Here is a 17,242-nt window from a genome sequence, read left to right on the forward strand (position 1 = left end):
GAGCCCAGTGCTCCTGACACCCATCGTGCATTCCATGAACCGCCGAAAGGCGGACCGTATGGGCACAATCCATCAGCAGGATCCAAGATCATTCTCGAATACCTCATCAGGGTGGGGTGTGCGAAGTCAGTGCACAAACAGCACACTGCTCCCACCATGTTACTACAGCAGGGCCCCGCCGCTGGACCAGTTGATTCCCCCACAGGGGGTGCCGGATGTCGGATTGCCCACATTCGGCCGGCGTCCCCTTTTCCGCACCGCCCTCGCGGAGCAGGCTTGGACCATGCGCACCACAGCCACCGCCCGCCTCATGGCCCTGTTGTGCGCCGCGCTCTTCTTGTCCTTGATCATTGCTCCAAGCACGACGGCGGCAGTCCCCCTTCCTGCCTCACTCGCCTGGGGCTGGCCCCTGGCCGGGAAGCCCGCGGTCGCCAACGCCTTCGACCCGCCGGCCAAGCCGTGGCTGGCCGGGCACCGGGGCGTTGACCTGGCCGCCGAACAGGATGCCGCCGTGCTGGCGCCCTCCAGCGGTGTGGTGACCTTTTCCGGCGTCGTGGTCAACAGGGGCGTGCTGACCATTGCCGAGCCGGGCGGGCTGCGGATCAGCCTGGAGCCGGTGGTGTCGGAGCTGCGGGCCGGCGACGCCGTGGTGAAGGGGCAGCAGCTCGGCGTGCTGCAGGGGCCTACGCATTGCGACGGCGCCGGCGCCACCTGCCTGCATTGGGGCGTGCGGCGCGGGGAGGAGTACCTGGATCCACTGCAGTTCATCATGGACCTGCGCCCCTCGATACTCCTCCCCCTCAGCTGACGTGGCAGCCGCCCCGAAGCAGCCTGCCGGCCCCGCCGCTACACGATGGCTGAGATGCCGGTGATGGCCCGGCCGGTGACGAGCGTGTTGATCTCGTACGTGCCTTCGTAGGAGTAGATCGCCTCGGCGTCGGCGAAGATCTTGGCCATCTCGTAGTCGGTGACGATGCCGTTGCCACCCAGGAGGCTGCGGCCCATGGCAACGGTTTCGCGCATGCGGGCTGTGGTGAAGGCCTTGGCGAGGGCGGACTGCTCGTCCTTGGCCTGGCCGAGGTCTTCCAGCTGCGCGAGGCGCACCATCATGCCGGTGGAGGCAACGATGTTCCCGAGCATCTTCACGAGCTGGTCCTGGACCATCTGGAAGGAGGCGATCGGCCGGCCAAACTGATGGCGTTCCACGGCGTAGCGCCGCGCCACGTCGAAGGCGGCCAGCTGCTGGCCCACGGCCTGCCAGGCGACGGCAAGGCGGGTGACCTTCAGGACCTTGTTGGTGTCGCGGAAGCTGTTGCCGCCGGCCAGCTTGAAACTGTCCGGTATCACCACGTTTTCCAGCACGATGTCCGCGTTCTGGACGGTGCGCAGGGCCGTCTTGTTCTCAATCTTTGTGGCGCTGTAGCCGGGAAGTGCGGTGTCGACCATGAAGGCCTTGACCTGGTTGTCGGCCACGTCGCGGGCGTAGATGACCACCCAGTCAGAGAAGGTGGCGTTGCCGATCCAGCGCTTGGCGCCGTTGAGGATCCAATTCTCTCCGTCGCGCACCGCCGTGGTGCGCGTGCCGCCGGCAACGTCCGATCCGCCGAGCGGTTCGGTCAGGCCGAAGGCGCCGATCTTTTTCATGGCGTAGATGTCCGGCAGCCAGGCGGCCTTCTGCTCCTCGGAGGCCAGCGCCTCGATGGATCCGGTGAACAGGCCGTCGTGGACGCCCATGAACGTGGCCAGCGACGAATCGGCACGGGTGAACTCCGCATGCGCCAGTCCGGCGAACAGGCTCGAGTAGCCCTGGCGGTGGACCAGGCTCATGATGTCCAGTTCCGCGAGCTTGGGGATGATCTCCATGGGAAACTCTGCACGGTTCCAGCAGTCCACGGCGATCGGCTTGACCTCCTTGGCCAGGAAGTCGCGCAGCTCCTGCAGCTTTTCGCGCTCCTTCTCAGTGAGCAGCTGCTCGAACCCGTAGAAGTCGCCGTCTGCATACGGGAGGTTGTTGACATCGATTGCGGGCTTGGCCACGGGCATTCCTTTGCTTGAATTCGTCTTTGAACAGCCAACAGTTCGGCCCAACACCAAACATGTTACTGGTCAGTAACTTACCGCATGCGGCGGGTCGGAACAAAATGGTTCCCCACTTGCCACAATCTTCCCGGGCGCGACCTCGGCGGCGGGGTTTCAGTGCTGTCCGCGGGCGCAAAAAAGCCGCAGGCCGGCACCCCCTCGAAAGGGATGCCGGCCTGCGGCTTGATTGTAGGGCCACTCGGACTTGAACCGAGGACCTTAGGATTATGAGTCCCGCGCTCTAACCAGCTGAGCTATGGCCCCGTGCAGGGTGCCGTCCCGGCGGAAAATTGCCCTTCCGGAAAAGCACTCCCACAATACTAATGGTTGATTGCCTAAACTGCGTGATCCTCGTAGGTTCCGCCACGGTACAGGTCCTCGAAGGCGTCCAGCGTCTTGGCAAGGCCGTGCCGGGCCACCATGGAGTGGCTCGCGGCTCCCATGGCTGCCCGTTCATCTTCCGGCAGCGTCATGATGGCGGTGATCTTCGCGGCGAGGTCGTCGCTGTCATTGGGCTTGAACAGGTGGCCGTTGACGCCGTCCTCCACGAGATGAGGCAGGGCCATGGCGTTGGCCAGCACAACGGGTGTGGAGGCGCTCATGGCCTCGAGCGTGACGAGGGACTGCAGTTCAGCGGTGCCGGGCATGACGAAGAGGTCGGCCTTGAGGTAGACCTCGCGGAGTTCCTCGTCGCTGATGAGCCCGGTGAAGCTGACGCGCGAGGACAGGCCCAGCTTTTCGCTTTGCGCCTTCAACGCGTTCTTCACCTCACCGCCGCCGACGACGACCAGGTGCAGGTCGAGCTCGGCCGGGGTCTTGGCAATGGCGTCGATGAGGACGTCAATGTGCTTTTCCTCGGCCAGGCGGCCAACAAACGCCACGGTGGGGTGTTCGTTGCGCGGCGCGGTCTCGCCCTCGGCCAGTTCGTAGTTTCCGGAGTCGATGCCGTTGGACAGCGGCAGCACCTTGCGCAGGAATGCATGCTCGTGCATGGCCTTGGCGGCCAGCGGCGTGGGCGTGGTGACGACGTCGGCCCGGCTCATGACCTTGCCCATGTCGCGCCAGGAAACCCGGCCCACGATGTTCTTGAACCACTGGGGGAACGGAAGGAAGGGGTTCAGGTTTTCCGGCATGAAGTGGTTGGTGGCAATGATCCGGATGCCGCGGCGGGCGGCCTCGTACACCACGTGTTCGCCGATCATGTAGTGGCTTTGCACGTGCACGACATCGGGCTTGATGACGTCGAACAGTGCGGAGATGTCCTTCTTGATTTCCCACGGCAGGCAGATGCGGAAGTACTCGTGCGTGGGCACCGGCCGTGACCGGAGGCGGTGGACGGTTGCCTCGGGCCGCTGTTCGGTGAACATGGGCCCGCCGTCCTCACGCCCGGCCATGACGTGCACGTCATGGCCCCTGGCGCTCATGCCCGTCGCGAGCCGGAAGCAGAATTGGGCTGCCCCGTTGATGTGCGGCGGGTAGGTGTCGGCCGCGATCAAGATGGTGAGCGGTTTTTGGGCGCTTTCACCCGGGGTGGATGTCACAGATTTAGCTCCTGGTTGCTTGGCCCGGCCGTGTGGCAGGCTCATTGCTTTCGTAGTTCCTTTTTCGCCGATCTACGCCGTTTGACCACGTCAGGGTGGTGCCTTGACAGCATGATCACACCAACGATAGCAAGGATCGCCGCACCTGCCATGGAGATTGCAACGACAGGCGGGACGTAGTCGCTCAGCTCGCCGAGAATCGTGATTCCGATGGCGATTCCCACTATGGGATCTATCACGGTAAGGCCGGCGATGACCAGGTCGGGCGGACCGGTGGAGTATGCGCTCTGCACGAACCAGCTGCCCAGTCCCCCGGCCACGGCAATGGCGAAGATGGAGTACCACTGCACGTTCAGCAGGTATTGCTTGTTCGGGTCAAAGATCTGCTGGGAAATGATCCGGGTCAGCACGGCGACGAACCCAAACAGTGTCCCGGCGCCGACAATGTAGAAGAAGGACTTCAGCCGGCGCTTGAACATCACCAGAGCACCGCCGAAGAAGACCACCACAATGGCCAACAGCAGAACCACCGTCAGTTCCTCCTGCTGTGTCACGTGGGTGTTCTCGCTGACCACGTTGACGGCCATGAGCACGAAGAGGGCGCTGCCTGCCACACAGGCTGAGATGGAAACTATTGTGGCCCGGTTGAGCCTGATTCCCTGGTCGCGGGAATTGACGATGGTGGTGATGACCAGGGCGATGGCGCCGATGGGCTGGACAACGGTCAGGGTGCCCAGCGTGAGCGCAACGACGTTCAAGGCGGTGCCGATGCCCAGCAGCACCAGCCCCAGGACCCAGCGCGGGTTGGTCAGCAGCCGCAGGAAGCCCGAGCCGCCCAGTGCCAGCCCGCCCGTGTTGTTCTTGACCGCGCTTCCCTGGCGCTGGGCGCCGAACGCCAGGAAAAAGGCTCCCGCCACGGCGCACAGAACGGCAAGCCACATCATGGGAGTCCCGCCTTGCCGTTGGCCGGCAGGTGGAGGGCACGGTGCTTGGCCCGCACCCGGATGAAGTACTGGGTGAAGGCGATGACGTGCATGACCATGCCGGCGCCCAGGAACACCCAGGCCAGGACCTCTGTGAAGCCGGAATCCAGGGCCTTGGCCAGCAGCAGCATGGGCGTGCCGACCATGAGCGCGGCGGTGCGCGTCTTGCCGAGCAAGGTGACCTTGAGCCCTGCGTCGCCGCGGAAGAAGTACAGCGTGACCGCCAGAAGAACGACGTCGGGAATCAACAGCAGCAACAGCAGCCAAAGTGGGAGGAGGCCGGCAATCACCAGCGTGATGACGACGGCAACGAGTGCCACCCTGTCCGCGAGCGGGTCCATGATCCGCCCCAGCTGGGACGTCTGGTTCAGCTTGCGTGCCACGAAGCCGTCGATCCAGTCGGTGCAGCCCATCATGGCCAGCACGAACACGCCCCAGCCGTATTCGCCCTTGGCCAGGACCAGCCAGACGAACAGCGGCGTGCCCAGGAACCGGACGATGGTGATCACGTTGGGGATGGTGAAGATCGCATTGGAAGGCGCATCGTGGCCCTGGAATGTATCAGTCATGGCCATCACCTCCCCTTGTGGTTGCCGCTCCGGCCGGTTGTGCGGCGGACGGTGCCGTGCGATTCTGCCTGTCCAGGCTGGACAAGGTTATTTCCTTGCCAACTTTCGCAGCAGCACCGCACACACGGCAGCGGACACGGCCAGCACGGCCAGCGGTTTCCACCGTTCCCGGGCCACTTCCGCGGCCTGGCCGGCCAGTTCCCGGCCGTGCTCGACGGCGTCCCCCGCCACCGAAGTGGCCTTCTGGCGGGTCTTGGCCACGGCCGTGTCGATGAAGTATCCGGCCTGCTTCTTGATGTCAGCCTCCTGCACGATTTCCTCGCGCAGCTCCAGGAGGTGCGCGCGCCGTGCGTCGGTGCGCTTGAGCAGTTCCTCAGTGCTTGCCGTGGGCCCGTGCTCGGCTGCCTTGGCTGCCCGCTCGGCCTCTGCGGCGGCCTTCTCCGCGGCAGCCGCAGCAGCGCGGGCCTTCTTTTCCTCACGGCTCAGTTCCGGCACAACGAGGGTGGAGGGGTCAAAGTCGCGCCCCTGGCGGGCAATGCCCAGGTCATGGCGAATGCCGCGCCAGGCATGTTCCGGCACGATCGGCATGACCGCCTTGGACTTGCGCACCGCAATGAAGGCGCTGATGGCAATGACCAGTGCCAGGGCCGCGGACACCAGCAGGGCCGACAGCCACAGCGGCATGACCGTGGCCAGGCCGGCAATGGCGGCCACGGTCAGTGCGATGACGAGCAGGGCCAGGAAGACAACGGCGATTCCGGCGGCGATGGCGATGCCGCCCAGGCGGGACTTTTTGTCGGCAAGTTCGAGTTTGGCCAGTTCAACTTCGTCGGTGATCTGGCGCGGAACCAGGCGCACGGCCGTCCGCAGTGTCTCCAGCAGCGTGGAGCTGCCATCCGTCCGGGTTTCCTCCGCTGCGACATGCACGTCCGTTTGCATATCCGTCACTGGGACCGCCTTCATAGTGAGGGTCCGTGCCACCTGTTGGCCAAGGAATGCACGAACCCGAAATCTTTGCCACACCCGTCTGCGGGACATGGCCGTATGCTCAAAATTACCATCCATACGTACAGGCACGTGCTGCGCCAAGCCGTTGAATTGTTGCGGAATAGTCACGGTACCGGCCCCACGGGCCGTTCCTGTGAAGCGAAACACAAGTGCCGCCGTCGGGCACGGCTTGCGCATACCATAAACTCTGGGCACATCTTTAATGATTGTTTTTCACGACCACGCGCCACAACCCTTCGAGGATTCCTTACTTGACCACCACGACTCACCCCGGGGACGCCCTGTCGCGCCGGCAAAAACTCATCTACGTCCTGGTGCTGGGGCTGCTGACCGCCCTGGGCCCCTTCACCATTGACCTGTACCTGCCGGCCTTCCCCGTGATTGGCGAGGAACTCGGCGTCAGTGCCACCGCCGTGCAGCTGACCCTGACTGCCACCACCATCGGCTTCGCCGCCGGACAGCTTGTCGTGGGCCCGTTCAGCGACAAGTTCGGCCGGCGGATGCCGCTGATCCTCGCCACGGCGCTGCATGTTGGCGCGTCGGTGGGTGCGGCACTGTCCACCGACATCACCATGCTGGGCGTGTTCCGTGTCCTGCAGGGCATCGGCGCGGCCGGCGGCGGCGTGGTGGCCATGGCCATGGTGCGCGACCTCTTCGGCGGCTACCAGCTGGTGCGTATGCTCTCGCGCATGGCCCTGGTCAATGGCATGGCACCGATCTTGGCGCCGGTGATCGGCTCGCAGCTGCTGGGCATCATGGACTGGCCCGGCATCTTCTGGTTCCTGGCAGCCTACGGTGCGCTGGTGGTGGTGGCCACGTTCATGTTCATCGTGGAGACCCTGCCGCCGGCAAAGCGCAAGTCCGACGGCGTCAGTGTCGCCCAGCGCTACAAGGCGGTCTTCAGCGACAGGATCTTCGTCGGGACCCTGTTTGTGGGCGGTTTCAACTTTGCGGCCCTGTTCACCTACCTCTCCGCCTCCACCTTCCTGTTCCAGAACACGTACGGCTTCACGCCGCAGCAGTACGGCTACCTCTTTGCCGTCAACTCGCTCGGTGTGGTGGCCGGCGTGCAGATCGCCTCCCGGATCATGCGCCATACGGGCCCCCAGTGGGTCATTGCCGGGGCCACGGCCGCCCAGGTGCTTGCCGCCGCGGCGATGGTGGTGTGCGACCAGCTGGGCCTGGGTCTCTGGGGCGTGATGGTGCCGCTGTGGTTCTTCATCTGCGCCACCGGCTTCATGTTCCCGTCCGTGCAGGTCATGGGCCTGGCCCGCAACGGCAGCCAGGCCGGCACGGCAGCCTCCCTGTTGGGTGCAACGACGTTCGGCTTCGCCGGCATCATCACCCCCGTGGTGGGCTTCATCGGCGTCACGACGGCGACCCCCATGGCGCTGATTATGGGCAGCTGCATCCTTCTGGCCATGGCAGCCCTGTGGCTGATCGTGCGTCCGAGGACGGTGCCAGCCATCTAGCAGACAGTGGCTGCCGCGGTGCTCAGCGGCAGCCACTGCGTAAATCCCTCCAGGGATACCCGGCACCAAACAAAACAGCATGAAACAGAAGAAGGGCCCCGCACTGAGTGCGGGGCCCTTCTTCTTGAAAAGCTCCCCCACCTGGACTTGAACCAGGAACCTTTCGATTAACAGTCGAACGCTCTGCCAATTGAGCTATAGGGGAATGAAGCAAGCAATATCTTAGCAGGAACTTCCGGCGAAAATCAAAACCGATCATCCCTGCACACGAGAAACAATAATTGCCTGACGGTTTCACAGCGAAACCGTCAGGCAATATTGCCTTTGGCTCCCCCACCTGGACTTGAACCAGGAACCTTTCGATTAACAGTCGAACGCTCTGCCAATTGAGCTATAGGGGATCGTGCAGGAACAACAATAACAAAGGCTGCCCCGGTTGTGAAATCGAGACCCGGTGCCAGACTCAGCCGTCCCCGCGCAGCTGCCTGCGGGCCACTTCCAGCTCCATCAATTCACGCTGCAACAGCTGATATCCCGCGGGATCAACGGCAGGATCCATGCGCTGGAGGGCCCCGAGGCGCTCCTCCTTCAGCCGTGTGATTTGCAACTCAAACAGCCGGCGCAGGATGTCGCGGCAGTACCTGGCGAGTGTTTCCTCACCCGTTGCCGGCAGCGGGCTGAGCGCCAGTTCGGCAACGAGCGAGCCAAGCTCCGGCGGAACGTTCTCGCGGACCGCTTCCAGCCACTGCGACGACGCCGCCTGCGACTGCCCCGCCACCCCGATCGCCTGCTGCACAGCCTTGTAGGCGGGCACCACAAACTCGGTGGCGGCAAAGTGCTGCCAGTTGCCGGGTGTCAGGAACCCTGGCTGCTGCAGCACCACCTCCAGCGCCTCCCGCTCCATGCGGCCCTGGGGGTCGCGTGGATCGGGTCGCGCCATGACGGCAACGGCGGGGCCCGCTGCACCATCCGGTGCACCCTGCGCGGCCCTAGCCTGGCCGTGCGCCTGCTGCCCGTGGGCCGGCGCCTGTCCGTGCCCGACGGCGGCGCCCGGCTGGGTGCGCCCGGCACCCTTGCCTTCGGGCGCGGTGTGCAGGCGGCGCTCGGCATTCTTGACGGCGCGCAGCACCTCGTTGGGATCGGCGAGGCCCAGCCAGCCGGCCAGTTCCTGGCTGTACCCCATCCGGGTGGAGCCGTCACGGATGGCGGCCACCACGGGTGCCGAGGCACGCAGGCCGCTCACCCGCCCTTCAACCGTGCTGAGGTCGAACTTGGCCAGGGTTGAGCGGATGGCGAATTCAAACAGCGGGCGCCTGGAGCGGATCAGGGCGTGGACAGCCTCGTCACCCTTGGTCTGGCGCAGCTCGCAGGGGTCGGCCCCCGACGGCTCCACGGCCACAAAGGTCTGCGCCACAAAGCGCTGGTCCTCGTCGAAGGCCTTCAGTGCAGCCTTCTGCCCGGCGGCGTCGCCGTCGAAGGTGAAGACCACCTCGCCGCCGGTGCCGTCGTCGGACAGCAGGCGGCGGGATACCTTGATGTGGTCCGCGCCAAACGCCGTTCCGCAGGTGGCCACCGCGGTGTCCACGCCTGCGAGGTGGCAGGCCATGACATCGGTGTACCCCTCCACGACCACCAGCTGGCGCTTGGACGCAATGCTTTTCTTGGCCAGGTCAATTCCGTACAGCACCTGGGATTTTTTGTAGAGCACCGTTTCCGGGGTGTTGAGGTATTTGGGGCCCTGGTCGTCCTCGAAGAGCCTGCGCGCGCCAAATCCCACGGTGTCCCCGGCAATGTCGCGGATGGGCCAGATGAGGCGGCCGCGGAAGCGGTCGTAAATTCCGCGCTGCCCTTCGGAGAACATTCCCGTGAGTTTCAATTCATCGTGGCTGAAGCCCTTGCCCGTGAGGTGCTTGAGCAGGGCGTCCCAGCCCTGCGGGGCGAACCCCACGCCAAAGTGCTCGGCGGCGTCCCGGTCAAAGCCGCGCTCGGCGAGGAACTGCCGCCCGGCCGCTGCCGCGGGTGTGAGCAACTGCTGACGGAAGAACTCCCCGGCAATCTTGTGTGCGTCCAGCAGGCGTTGGCGGCGGCCGATGTCTTCGCGGCGCGGCCCCGTGCCACCGTCCTCGTAGCGCAATTCGTAGCCGATGCGCCCCGCCAGCTTTTCCACTGCCTCGGAAAAGGAAATATGGTCCATTTTTTGGATGAAGGAAATAACGTCGCCGCTTTCCTGGCACCCAAAACAGTGGAAATATCCCATTTGCGGACGCACATGAAATGACGGGCTGCGTTCATCGTGAAAAGGGCAAAGGCCCTTAAACGAACCAATTCCTGCAGATTTCAGTGTGACGTAGGCGTCAACAATTTCCTTGAGGTCGGTGCGGGTCCGCACCTCATCAATGTCTTCTCGTCTAATCAACCCAGCCACAGGGCCAGTTTACGTTAGTTGGACAGGCGGCGAGGCCGCTCCGGGACGGCCTGTGGACAACCCCCAGGCGCCAGGATCCACCGTGCCTGCGCCTCCTCGGCCGGAGCCGCGGCCATGGCGGCATGCCGCGCGCGGTGGTAGTCTCTGCCGCATGATCGGCCGCCTGCACCACCTGGTGATCGACGCCCCGGACCCACAAGCCCTGGCGGAGTTTTATGCGGAGCTGCTGGGCCAGCCCGTCAGCTACTCCTCGGACGATTTTGTCGTGGTGTCTGCTGATGTCCACAGCTCAGGGCTCGCGTTTCAGCGCGCCCGGGATTTCAGGGCACCGCGCTGGCCGGACCCTGCCCACCCGCAGCAGATGCACCTCGACGTCATGGTGGACAACGTTGAATCCGCCCATGGGCGCGTCCTGGCCATGGGCGCCACGCCGCTGGGCGGCCACGGCTCCCATGTCTATGCGGATCCCGCCGGGCACCCGTTCTGCCTGATTCCCCGGCCGGGCTGGGCCGCGCCCGTCGAACCGTGACGGCACGCCCGTACCCGCCCGCACAGGGACGCTAGAGCAGTGTCCGCTCGGTGCCCACGAGCCGTTCGTGCAGCGCCAGGGCCGACACGTCGGTGAGCGAGGCAACCTGGTCGATGACCACCCGGAGCCGCGCATCGTCGTCGGCCGCGTCACGCCAGTCGGCAGCAAACATGGTCTCCAGGTGGGCGTCGCCGGTGGCGCTGAGCACTGCCACCAGCTCGCTGAGAATGTCCTGCTGGCGCTGGTAGATGGGCTGGCGGTGGTCGGTGGTCATGACGAAGGTGGTGGCCAGGCCCTTCATGACGGCAATTTCCAGCATGGTTTCCCGGGGCACAACGACGTCGGCGGCATAACGGGCAAGCCTGCCGGTGCCGTAGATGTCCTGGGTGGCGGCGACGGCGCTCTGGCAGAAACGGCCGATCAGCTGGCTGGTCATGTCCTTCAGTGCGGCCATGGAGCGGCGGCTGCCGTCGGCGTGCCGGACCCAGACGTTGGTGGCCTCCAGTCGCTGCAGGGCTGAGTCGATCTCGGCGACGTCCACCGTGGGCAGGTACCACTGCTGGGTGTAACCGAGGACGCGGTTGCGCTGGTCCCGGTTGGCCAGCCACTTCAGCTGCACGTGGCCGGCGACAATGGCGTCCTCGACGTCGTGGACGGAGTAGGAAATGTCGTCGGAGAGGTCCATGACCTGCGCCTCGATGCACGTCCGGCCATCCGGGGCGCCTTCGCGCAGCCAGGAGAACACGGGGAGGTCGTCGGTGTAGGCGCCGAACTTGCTGGTCCGCGAGCCGTCGATGAGCGGGGCGTCGGCGGCCAGCCACGGGTACTTGGAGGCGGCATCGAGGGAGGCGCGGGTCAGGTTCAGCCCGGCCGAACCGCCGTAGGCCGAGAGCACCTTGGATTCCAGCCTAGTCAGCAGCCGCAGCGTCTGGGCGTTGCCCTCGAAACCGCCAATCCCGTGCGAGAGGCTGTTCAAGACCGATTCGCCGTTGTGGCCGAAGGGCGGATGGCCGAGGTCGTGGGCCAGGCAGGCGGTATCCACGACGTCGGGGTCGCAGCCCAGGGTGCGGCCCAGTTCGCGCCCGATCTGGGCCACCTCGAGGCTGTGCGTGAGGCGGGTGCGGACAAAGTCGTCGGTGTCCGGGGCCACCACCTGCGTCTTGGCGCCGAGCCGGCGCAGTGCGGAGGAGTGCAGCACGCGGGCCCTGTCGCGCTCGAAGACCGTCCGGAAGCTGGTCTTGGGCGCCTCCTGCACCCACCGCTGCTCGTCGTGGGCTGCGTACACTGACTGCGAATCTGCTGACATGTTCCCCAGTTTAGGGCCAAGCACCGACAGGGGCGCCGCTACCCGCCGGAGGCGTCGATTTCGGCCCCGGCCAGCTCGGCACCCTCGGAGGTGCTGACGGTGCGGTTGTCCAGCCAGCCGGCCGGAAGCGCGGTTCGCTTGGGCGTGCCCGCGCGGCCGCGGGGGCCTTCGGCGTCAGTGCCCGGGTATTCGCCGGACATGTCCAGCTGGTCCAGCAGCCCGCGCAGCACCTCGAGGGTGGGCACGGAGGCCAGTGCGGCGCGCAGGTCCCCGCCCACCACGTAGCCCTTGAAGTACCAGGCCATGTGCTTGCGGATGTCGCGCAGGGCCTTGTTTTCGTCGTCGAAGGTGTCCACCAGGAGCTCCGCATGGCGGTACACGGCGGCGGAAACCTCTGCCATGCCGGGCTTCAGCCGGGCGTCGCTGCCTTCGAATGCGGCCATGAGGTCGCCGAACAGCCACGGGCGGCCCTGGCAGCCGCGGCCCACCACCACGCCGTCGACGCCGGTCTGGCGGACCATGGCGATGGCGTCCTCGGCGCTCCAAATGTCGCCATTGCCCAGGACGGGGACGTCCGGCAGGGCCTCGCGCAGGCGGGCGATGGCGTCCCAGTCGGCCTTGCCGGAGTAGAACTGGTTGGCCGTGCGGCCGTGCAGCGCAACCGCGGCCACACCGGCGTCGCGCGCAATGCGCCCGGCCTCAAGGTAGGTGAGGTGGTCCTCGTCAATGCCCTTGCGCATCTTGATCGTCAGCGGCAAGTTGCCCGCTGAGGCCTCGCGGACGGCCGTCTGGACAATGTCGGTGAACAAATCCAGCTTCCACGGCAGCGCCGCGCCGCCGCCGCGCCGGGTCACCTTGGCCACGGGGCAGCCGAAGTTCAAATCGATGTGGTCTGCGTGGTCTTCCTCGACCAGCATGCGCACGGCCTTGCCCACGGTTTCCGGGTCGACGCCGTAGAGCTGGACGGAGCGGATTTTCTCGTCCTCGTCGTGGCTGATGAGCCGCATGGACTCCGGCGTGCGCTCCACGAGGGCGCGTGAGGTGACCATCTCGGAGACGAACACGCCCCCGCCGTGTTCGCGGCACAGCCGGCGGAACGCCGTATTGGTGATCCCGGCCATGGGCGCAAGCACCACCGGGGTTTCCACGGTGATGTTGCCAAGTTTCAGGGGCGGGAGGTCCAGCTTGGTGTCGCTGGTGGGGATATCTGTAACAGTCACAAGTCCAATTCTCTCAAATCCGGCCTGATTAAGCCCACTTCGCCCCTTGCGGCCGCCAGCGACACGCCGGGCAGGGGCCGCTGCGCGTGAACAACATCACGGCCGCAGCGTTCCCGACGGTGTTTCGCTGGCCGGGCACACTTGCTAGACTGACTGGTCAGTACAAAGAATCCGGAGCGGCCCGCCACTCCCCCAACAAAAGGAACCCCTGTGCAGCTACAGGACTCGCAAATCCACGCCGGCAAGCTGGCACTGTCCGCAGGCCGCGGCCCCGTCTACGGCCCGCTGACCTTCGACCTCGACGGCGGACTGACCGTCCTGCGGGGCGATCCCGGCAGCGGCCGCACCTCGCTGCTGCTCACCCTTGCCGGTCGCATGAAGCACGACGCCGGATCCCTCACCGTGGGCGGGCTTCCCCTGCCCCGCAGCCTCCGTGCCGTGCAAAAGGCCACCGCCATCGCAGGCTTCGACGGCATCGACGAATTGGAAGAGTCCGTCACCGTGGCGGCTGCACTGCGCGAACGCCAGGCCTGGCTCTCACCGTGGTGGCAGGTGGTCCGCACGCCCAACGACGTGGCCGTGGCCGCCCTCTGCGCCGACGTCTTCGGCGCCGAACCCATCCCCCGCGCCGACGCCGTCATCTGGGACCTGGACGAAACCCAGCACTTCCTGCTCCGCGTCACCCTGGCCCTCATGTCCGCGCCCGCCATCCTGTTCGTGGACGACGTCGAACAGCTCCGCAGCACCGAAGGGCGCGCAGCCGTTTGGGAACGGCTGGCCCACATCAGCCGCGGCAGCACCGCCGTCGTGGTCTCGGCATCATCCTGGGACGCGCAGCTGTGGGCGGAGCTGGACATCGCCCCGGCCCTGGTGGACCTCAACGAGTCCCGCGCCCGCGGTGCCGCCGAAGCCGCGGAGGCAGCCGGTTCCGGCACCGCGGACGAGGACCTTGCCGAAACCGACCCCGCCACCGCTTCCCTTGTGAAGGAGCTCATCCCGTGATTGCCTTTCTCTCCTCCGGCACGGAGCTGCGCCGCTTCCGGCGCGGCAAGCTGCCCAAGATCGCGGTGGCGGTCATGCTGTTCATCCCGCTCATCTATGGAGCCCTCTACCTGTGGGCGTTCCAGGCCCCGGACAAGCACATGAATGAGCTGCCCGTTGCACTGGTCAACGCGGATGCGGGCGCACAGCGGGACGGCACCGCCGTGCACGCCGGCGACGACCTTGCTTCCGAGCTCATGGCCGGCATGGACCTGAAATGGGTGGAAACGGATGCCACAACCGCGGCCGCAGGCGTGGCGGACGGCAGCTACTACTTTGCCCTGACCATCCCCTCCGACTTCTCCGCCAACGCCGTCTCCGTGGGAACCGACACGCCCGCGCAGACCAAGCTGGACGTGGAGTTCAACGACTCCAACAACTTCCTCTCCAGCGTCCTGGGCAAGCAGGCCATGGCGCAGGTGCAGGACGCGGTGGCCACCCAGCTGGGCGAGCAGACCTCCTCAGCGCTGCTGCTGGGCCTGCACGACGCCGGTGCCGGGCTTCGCGCCGCAGCCGACGGTTCCGCCAAGGTCACCTCCGGCATCGACGCTGCCAAGGCCGGCGCCGGTGAGCTGGTGGTGGGCATGAACGACCTCGCCACCGGCTCGCTGACCCTGAAGGACGGCGCCTGGCAGCTGTCGCAGGGCGCAAGCTCCCTGTCCGCGGGTGTGGGATCCCTGGCGGAGGGTGCCGGCACACTGAACACCGGCGCGTCCGCACTTGCCGGCGGCGCCACGTCCCTGGCCGACGGCGTTGCCTCACTCGATTCCGGCGCGGCCTCCCTGGCTGAAGGCACGGGTACGCTCGCAGCCGGCAGTTCCGAACTGTCGACAGCACTGAACAATGCAGTGCCCGGCGCCCAGCAGCTGAAGGAGGGTGCGGCGTCGCTCTCGGGCAGTGCCGGCACCCTGTCCGCGGGGGCCTCGAAGCTGGCGGAGTCCGCCACCACGCTGGCCACCGGCGCCGACGGCGTCTCAGCCGGGGCCGCCGCCACCCAGGAACAGCTGGCCGCACTGATCGCCGGCGTCCAGGGCATGCCGGCCGGAACGCCTGCGAGCGCCGTGCTGGAGAACCTCAAGGCGCTGCAGGAACAGGCCGTCACGCCCCTGGCACAAGGCGCGCAGCAGCTTGCCGCCGGCGCCACGCAGCTGTCCACCGACGGCGCCGCCCCCCTGGCGGAGGGCGCAGGCCAGCTGGCCGCAGGCGCCACATCGCTATCCTCCGGGGTGGACACGCTCGCCGGCGGAGTTTCCGATGCCGCGGCAGGTGCCGCCAAGGTGTCCGAAGGTGCCGCAGCCGTCAATACGGGTGCCTCGGCCCTGTCTGACGGGGCCAAGGCCGCCTCCGCCGGTGCCGCGGACCTCGCAGCCGGTGCCGGGAAGCTCTCCGGCGGTGCCGCCGAGCTGGCCGCAGGAGCCGGGACCGCCAAGACCGGGGCGCAGTCCCTGGCCGAAGGTGCGGGCACCCTCAGCAGCGGAACGTCCGAACTGGCCGACGGCACGGGCAAGCTGCTTGCCGGCGGCACCACGTTGGCCGACGGGGCCGACAAGCTGTCCACCGGCAGCCACGAGCTGACGGACAAGTTGGCCGAGGGCGGCGCCGCCGTCCCCAACGACCCGGCAGAACTGCAGGCACAAAAGTCCGCCGTGCTGGCCAACCCGGTTGCCGTGGACCAGCAGTGGGCCAACGAGTCCGGCAGCTTTGGCGAGGGCTTTGCCCCGTTCTTCATCGCCCTGGCCACCTTCGTGGGCGCCCTCATCTCCTGGCTGCTGCTGCGGGCACTGCCCACACGCGCCCTGGCCGCGGGTGCCACCGGCATCCGCGCCGTGCTCACCGGCCTGCTGCCGGCGCTGGCCATAGGCCTGGGCCAGGTGCTCATCATGGTGGCCGTGCTGTTGTGGGGCCTGGACATGAAGCCTGCCTACCCCGTGGCCATGGCCGGGTTCATCTACCTGACCACTGTGGCATTCCTGGCCCTGCAGCAGATGTTCATCATCGTGTTTGGCACGGCGGCCGGCCGTGTGGTGTCGCTGGTGCTGCTGATGCTGCAGCTGAGTTCCTCGGGCGGCACCTACCCCGTGGAGACCACTCCCGGGTTCTTCCAGGCGCTGCACCCCTTCATGCCGGCCAGCTATGTGGTCAGCGGGCTTAGGGAGTTGATGACTGGTGGAATAGACTCCCGGTTGTGGACATCGGTGGTGTTCCTGGCCGTCATGGCGGTGGCATCCGTTGCCATCAGCGCCTTCAGTGCCGGACGCCAACGGGTGTTCACCATCAAGCGCCTGCATCCCGAACTGGAAATGTAGGCTCCCGGCCGGATGCCGGCCCGCCGCGCGCAGCCAACAGCGCGGGGCGGGCCGTCCGCCGTCGTCCCTGTCTTTGAAGATTCCCTGCCCCGCCACAACCCAAGGAGCCCCGTGCCTCGCATCTCGCCCACCAAACAGGCCATTCTGGCCGCCGCCCTGGAGCTCGGCGCGCAGCACGGGATTTCCGGGACCACCATGGATGAGGTGGCGGAGTGGGCCGGGGTGGCGAAGGGCAGCGTCTACTACAATTTTTCCTCCAAGGACAAGCTCTTTGAGGAGCTGTTGACGGCGGGGGTGGGGCAGTTGTCGGACACGCTGCGGGCGGCCCGTGAATCGGCGGCCGGCTTTGGTGCGGTGGAGGCAATGGTGCGCGGCATGCTGGCACTGATCGCGGAGAACCAGGCCCTGGCCAAGCTCATGGCGGCGGAGATTTTCCGCACGGACCGGGTGTGGCAGAACGCCGTGCAGGTGCTGCGGCGCGAGGCCGTGGGCGAGATCGCCGGCGCTCTGGAGCCGCTGGTTCCTGCCGGCACCGGTGAGGGCGCACGGCTGTTGATGGCCGGCGGCATTTTTGGCGCCACCCTGGTGGGCGGGCTGGAATGGCTGTTGTTCACCCCCGACACCCCGGCCGGCGACGTCGCCGCAGCCATCCTCTTCACGTTCTCCGGAGCCCTCGCCTCCTGACCCCACCCCCCGGCCAACCCGGGGTTCCCCAACGATCCTGTCGCAGCACTGGCGGCTTTTTCAACGATCCTGTCGCAGC

14 protein-coding genes and 3 tRNA genes are annotated in these 17,242 nt (G+C 66.5%); 6 read left to right on the forward strand and 11 right to left on the reverse strand.

Translation table 11 applies throughout. The features are described from left to right. Positions 1–283: 283 nt before the first annotated feature. Entirely contained in the window at positions 284–808 is a 525-nt protein-coding gene (locus JOF48_RS00760) for a M23 family metallopeptidase (protein ID WP_245346348.1), read from the forward strand. 38 nt (positions 809–846) lie between these two features. Here the strand turns inward: JOF48_RS00760 and JOF48_RS00765 are convergent, their stop codons facing one another. The 6 genes from JOF48_RS00765 to JOF48_RS00790 all read right to left on the reverse strand — a co-directional run bounded on the left by JOF48_RS00765 (position 847) and on the right by JOF48_RS00790 (position 6,111). After that, a complete protein-coding gene (locus JOF48_RS00765) occupies positions 847–2,037 on the reverse strand; it encodes an acyl-CoA dehydrogenase family protein (protein ID WP_209676415.1) in 1,191 nt (396 codons plus the stop codon). A gap of 232 nt (positions 2,038–2,269) precedes the next feature. Next, a tRNA-Ile gene (locus JOF48_RS00770) sits at positions 2,270–2,343 on the reverse strand. A 71-nt stretch (positions 2,344–2,414) separates the two neighbouring features. Beyond that, the gene (locus JOF48_RS00775; protein WP_342591116.1) at positions 2,415–3,620 is read right to left on the reverse strand and encodes a glycosyltransferase; all 1,206 of its coding nucleotides are present in this window, start codon (positions 3,618–3,620) and stop codon (positions 2,415–2,417) included. A 41-nt stretch (positions 3,621–3,661) separates the two neighbouring features. Next, positions 3,662–4,564: a DMT family transporter gene (locus JOF48_RS00780; protein WP_209676419.1), complete on the reverse strand. Its 903-nt coding sequence runs from the start codon at positions 4,562–4,564 to the stop codon at positions 3,662–3,664. Beyond that, a complete protein-coding gene (locus JOF48_RS00785) occupies positions 4,561–5,172 on the reverse strand; it encodes a CDP-alcohol phosphatidyltransferase family protein (RefSeq protein WP_245346350.1) in 612 nt (203 codons plus the stop codon). Before JOF48_RS00785 ends, JOF48_RS00780 begins: the two co-directional genes overlap by 4 nt. 87 nt (positions 5,173–5,259) lie before the next feature. Continuing rightward, positions 5,260–6,111, reverse strand: a complete 852-nt coding sequence (locus JOF48_RS00790) for a phage holin family protein (protein ID WP_245346647.1) — start codon at positions 6,109–6,111, stop codon at positions 5,260–5,262. A 320-nt stretch (positions 6,112–6,431) separates the two neighbouring features. Between JOF48_RS00790 and JOF48_RS00795 the strand changes: the two genes are divergently transcribed. Next, complete coding sequence (locus JOF48_RS00795) at positions 6,432–7,652, forward strand: multidrug effflux MFS transporter (RefSeq protein WP_209676425.1); 1,221 nt, start codon at positions 6,432–6,434, stop codon at positions 7,650–7,652. Between the two features lie 132 nt (positions 7,653–7,784). Here JOF48_RS00795 and JOF48_RS00800 read toward each other — a convergent pair. The 3 genes from JOF48_RS00800 to dnaG all read right to left on the reverse strand — a co-directional run bounded on the left by JOF48_RS00800 (position 7,785) and on the right by dnaG (position 10,077). Beyond that, a tRNA-Asn gene (locus tag JOF48_RS00800) sits at positions 7,785–7,857 on the reverse strand. Positions 7,858–7,977: 120 nt separating this feature from the next. Beyond that, a tRNA-Asn gene (locus JOF48_RS00805) sits at positions 7,978–8,053 on the reverse strand. Positions 8,054–8,115: 62 nt separating this feature from the next. Continuing rightward, positions 8,116–10,077 carry a DNA primase gene (dnaG, locus tag JOF48_RS00810; protein ID WP_209676427.1) on the reverse strand — a complete coding sequence of 654 codons (1,962 nt, stop codon included), beginning with the start codon at positions 10,075–10,077 and terminating at the stop codon, positions 8,116–8,118. 151 nt (positions 10,078–10,228) lie between these two features. Here dnaG and JOF48_RS00815 point away from each other — a divergent pair, with 151 nt between their 5' ends. Next, positions 10,229–10,606, forward strand: a complete 378-nt coding sequence (locus JOF48_RS00815) for a VOC family protein (RefSeq protein WP_209676429.1) — start codon at positions 10,229–10,231, stop codon at positions 10,604–10,606. Positions 10,607–10,637: 31 nt separating this feature from the next. Here the strand turns inward: JOF48_RS00815 and JOF48_RS00820 are convergent, their stop codons facing one another. Both JOF48_RS00820 and dusB read right to left on the reverse strand, forming a co-directional pair. Next, positions 10,638–11,912, reverse strand: coding sequence for a deoxyguanosinetriphosphate triphosphohydrolase (locus tag JOF48_RS00820; protein ID WP_209676432.1), 1,275 nt, complete (start codon positions 11,910–11,912; stop codon positions 10,638–10,640). Positions 11,913–11,950: 38 nt separating this feature from the next. Further along, positions 11,951–13,132: a tRNA dihydrouridine synthase DusB gene (gene dusB, locus JOF48_RS00825; protein WP_209676434.1), complete on the reverse strand. Its 1,182-nt coding sequence runs from the start codon at positions 13,130–13,132 to the stop codon at positions 11,951–11,953. A gap of 210 nt (positions 13,133–13,342) precedes the next feature. Here dusB and JOF48_RS19950 point away from each other — a divergent pair, with 210 nt between their 5' ends. From JOF48_RS19950 to JOF48_RS00840, 3 genes are all read left to right on the forward strand, one after another. Next, positions 13,343–14,134 (forward strand): AAA family ATPase, encoded by a 792-nt coding sequence (locus JOF48_RS19950; RefSeq protein ID WP_209676435.1) that lies wholly within the window; start codon positions 13,343–13,345, stop codon positions 14,132–14,134. Continuing rightward, entirely contained in the window at positions 14,131–16,479 is a 2,349-nt protein-coding gene (locus JOF48_RS00835; RefSeq protein WP_209676437.1) for a YhgE/Pip family protein, read from the forward strand. Before JOF48_RS19950 ends, JOF48_RS00835 begins: the two co-directional genes overlap by 4 nt. A gap of 111 nt (positions 16,480–16,590) precedes the next feature. Next, positions 16,591–17,163 carry a TetR/AcrR family transcriptional regulator gene (locus JOF48_RS00840; RefSeq protein ID WP_209676439.1) on the forward strand — a complete coding sequence of 191 codons (573 nt, stop codon included), beginning with the start codon at positions 16,591–16,593 and terminating at the stop codon, positions 17,161–17,163. Positions 17,164–17,242 lie beyond the last annotated feature (79 nt).

Source organism: Arthrobacter stackebrandtii (assembly GCF_017876675.1).
Taxonomy (GTDB): domain Bacteria; phylum Actinomycetota; class Actinomycetes; order Actinomycetales; family Micrococcaceae; genus Specibacter; species Specibacter stackebrandtii.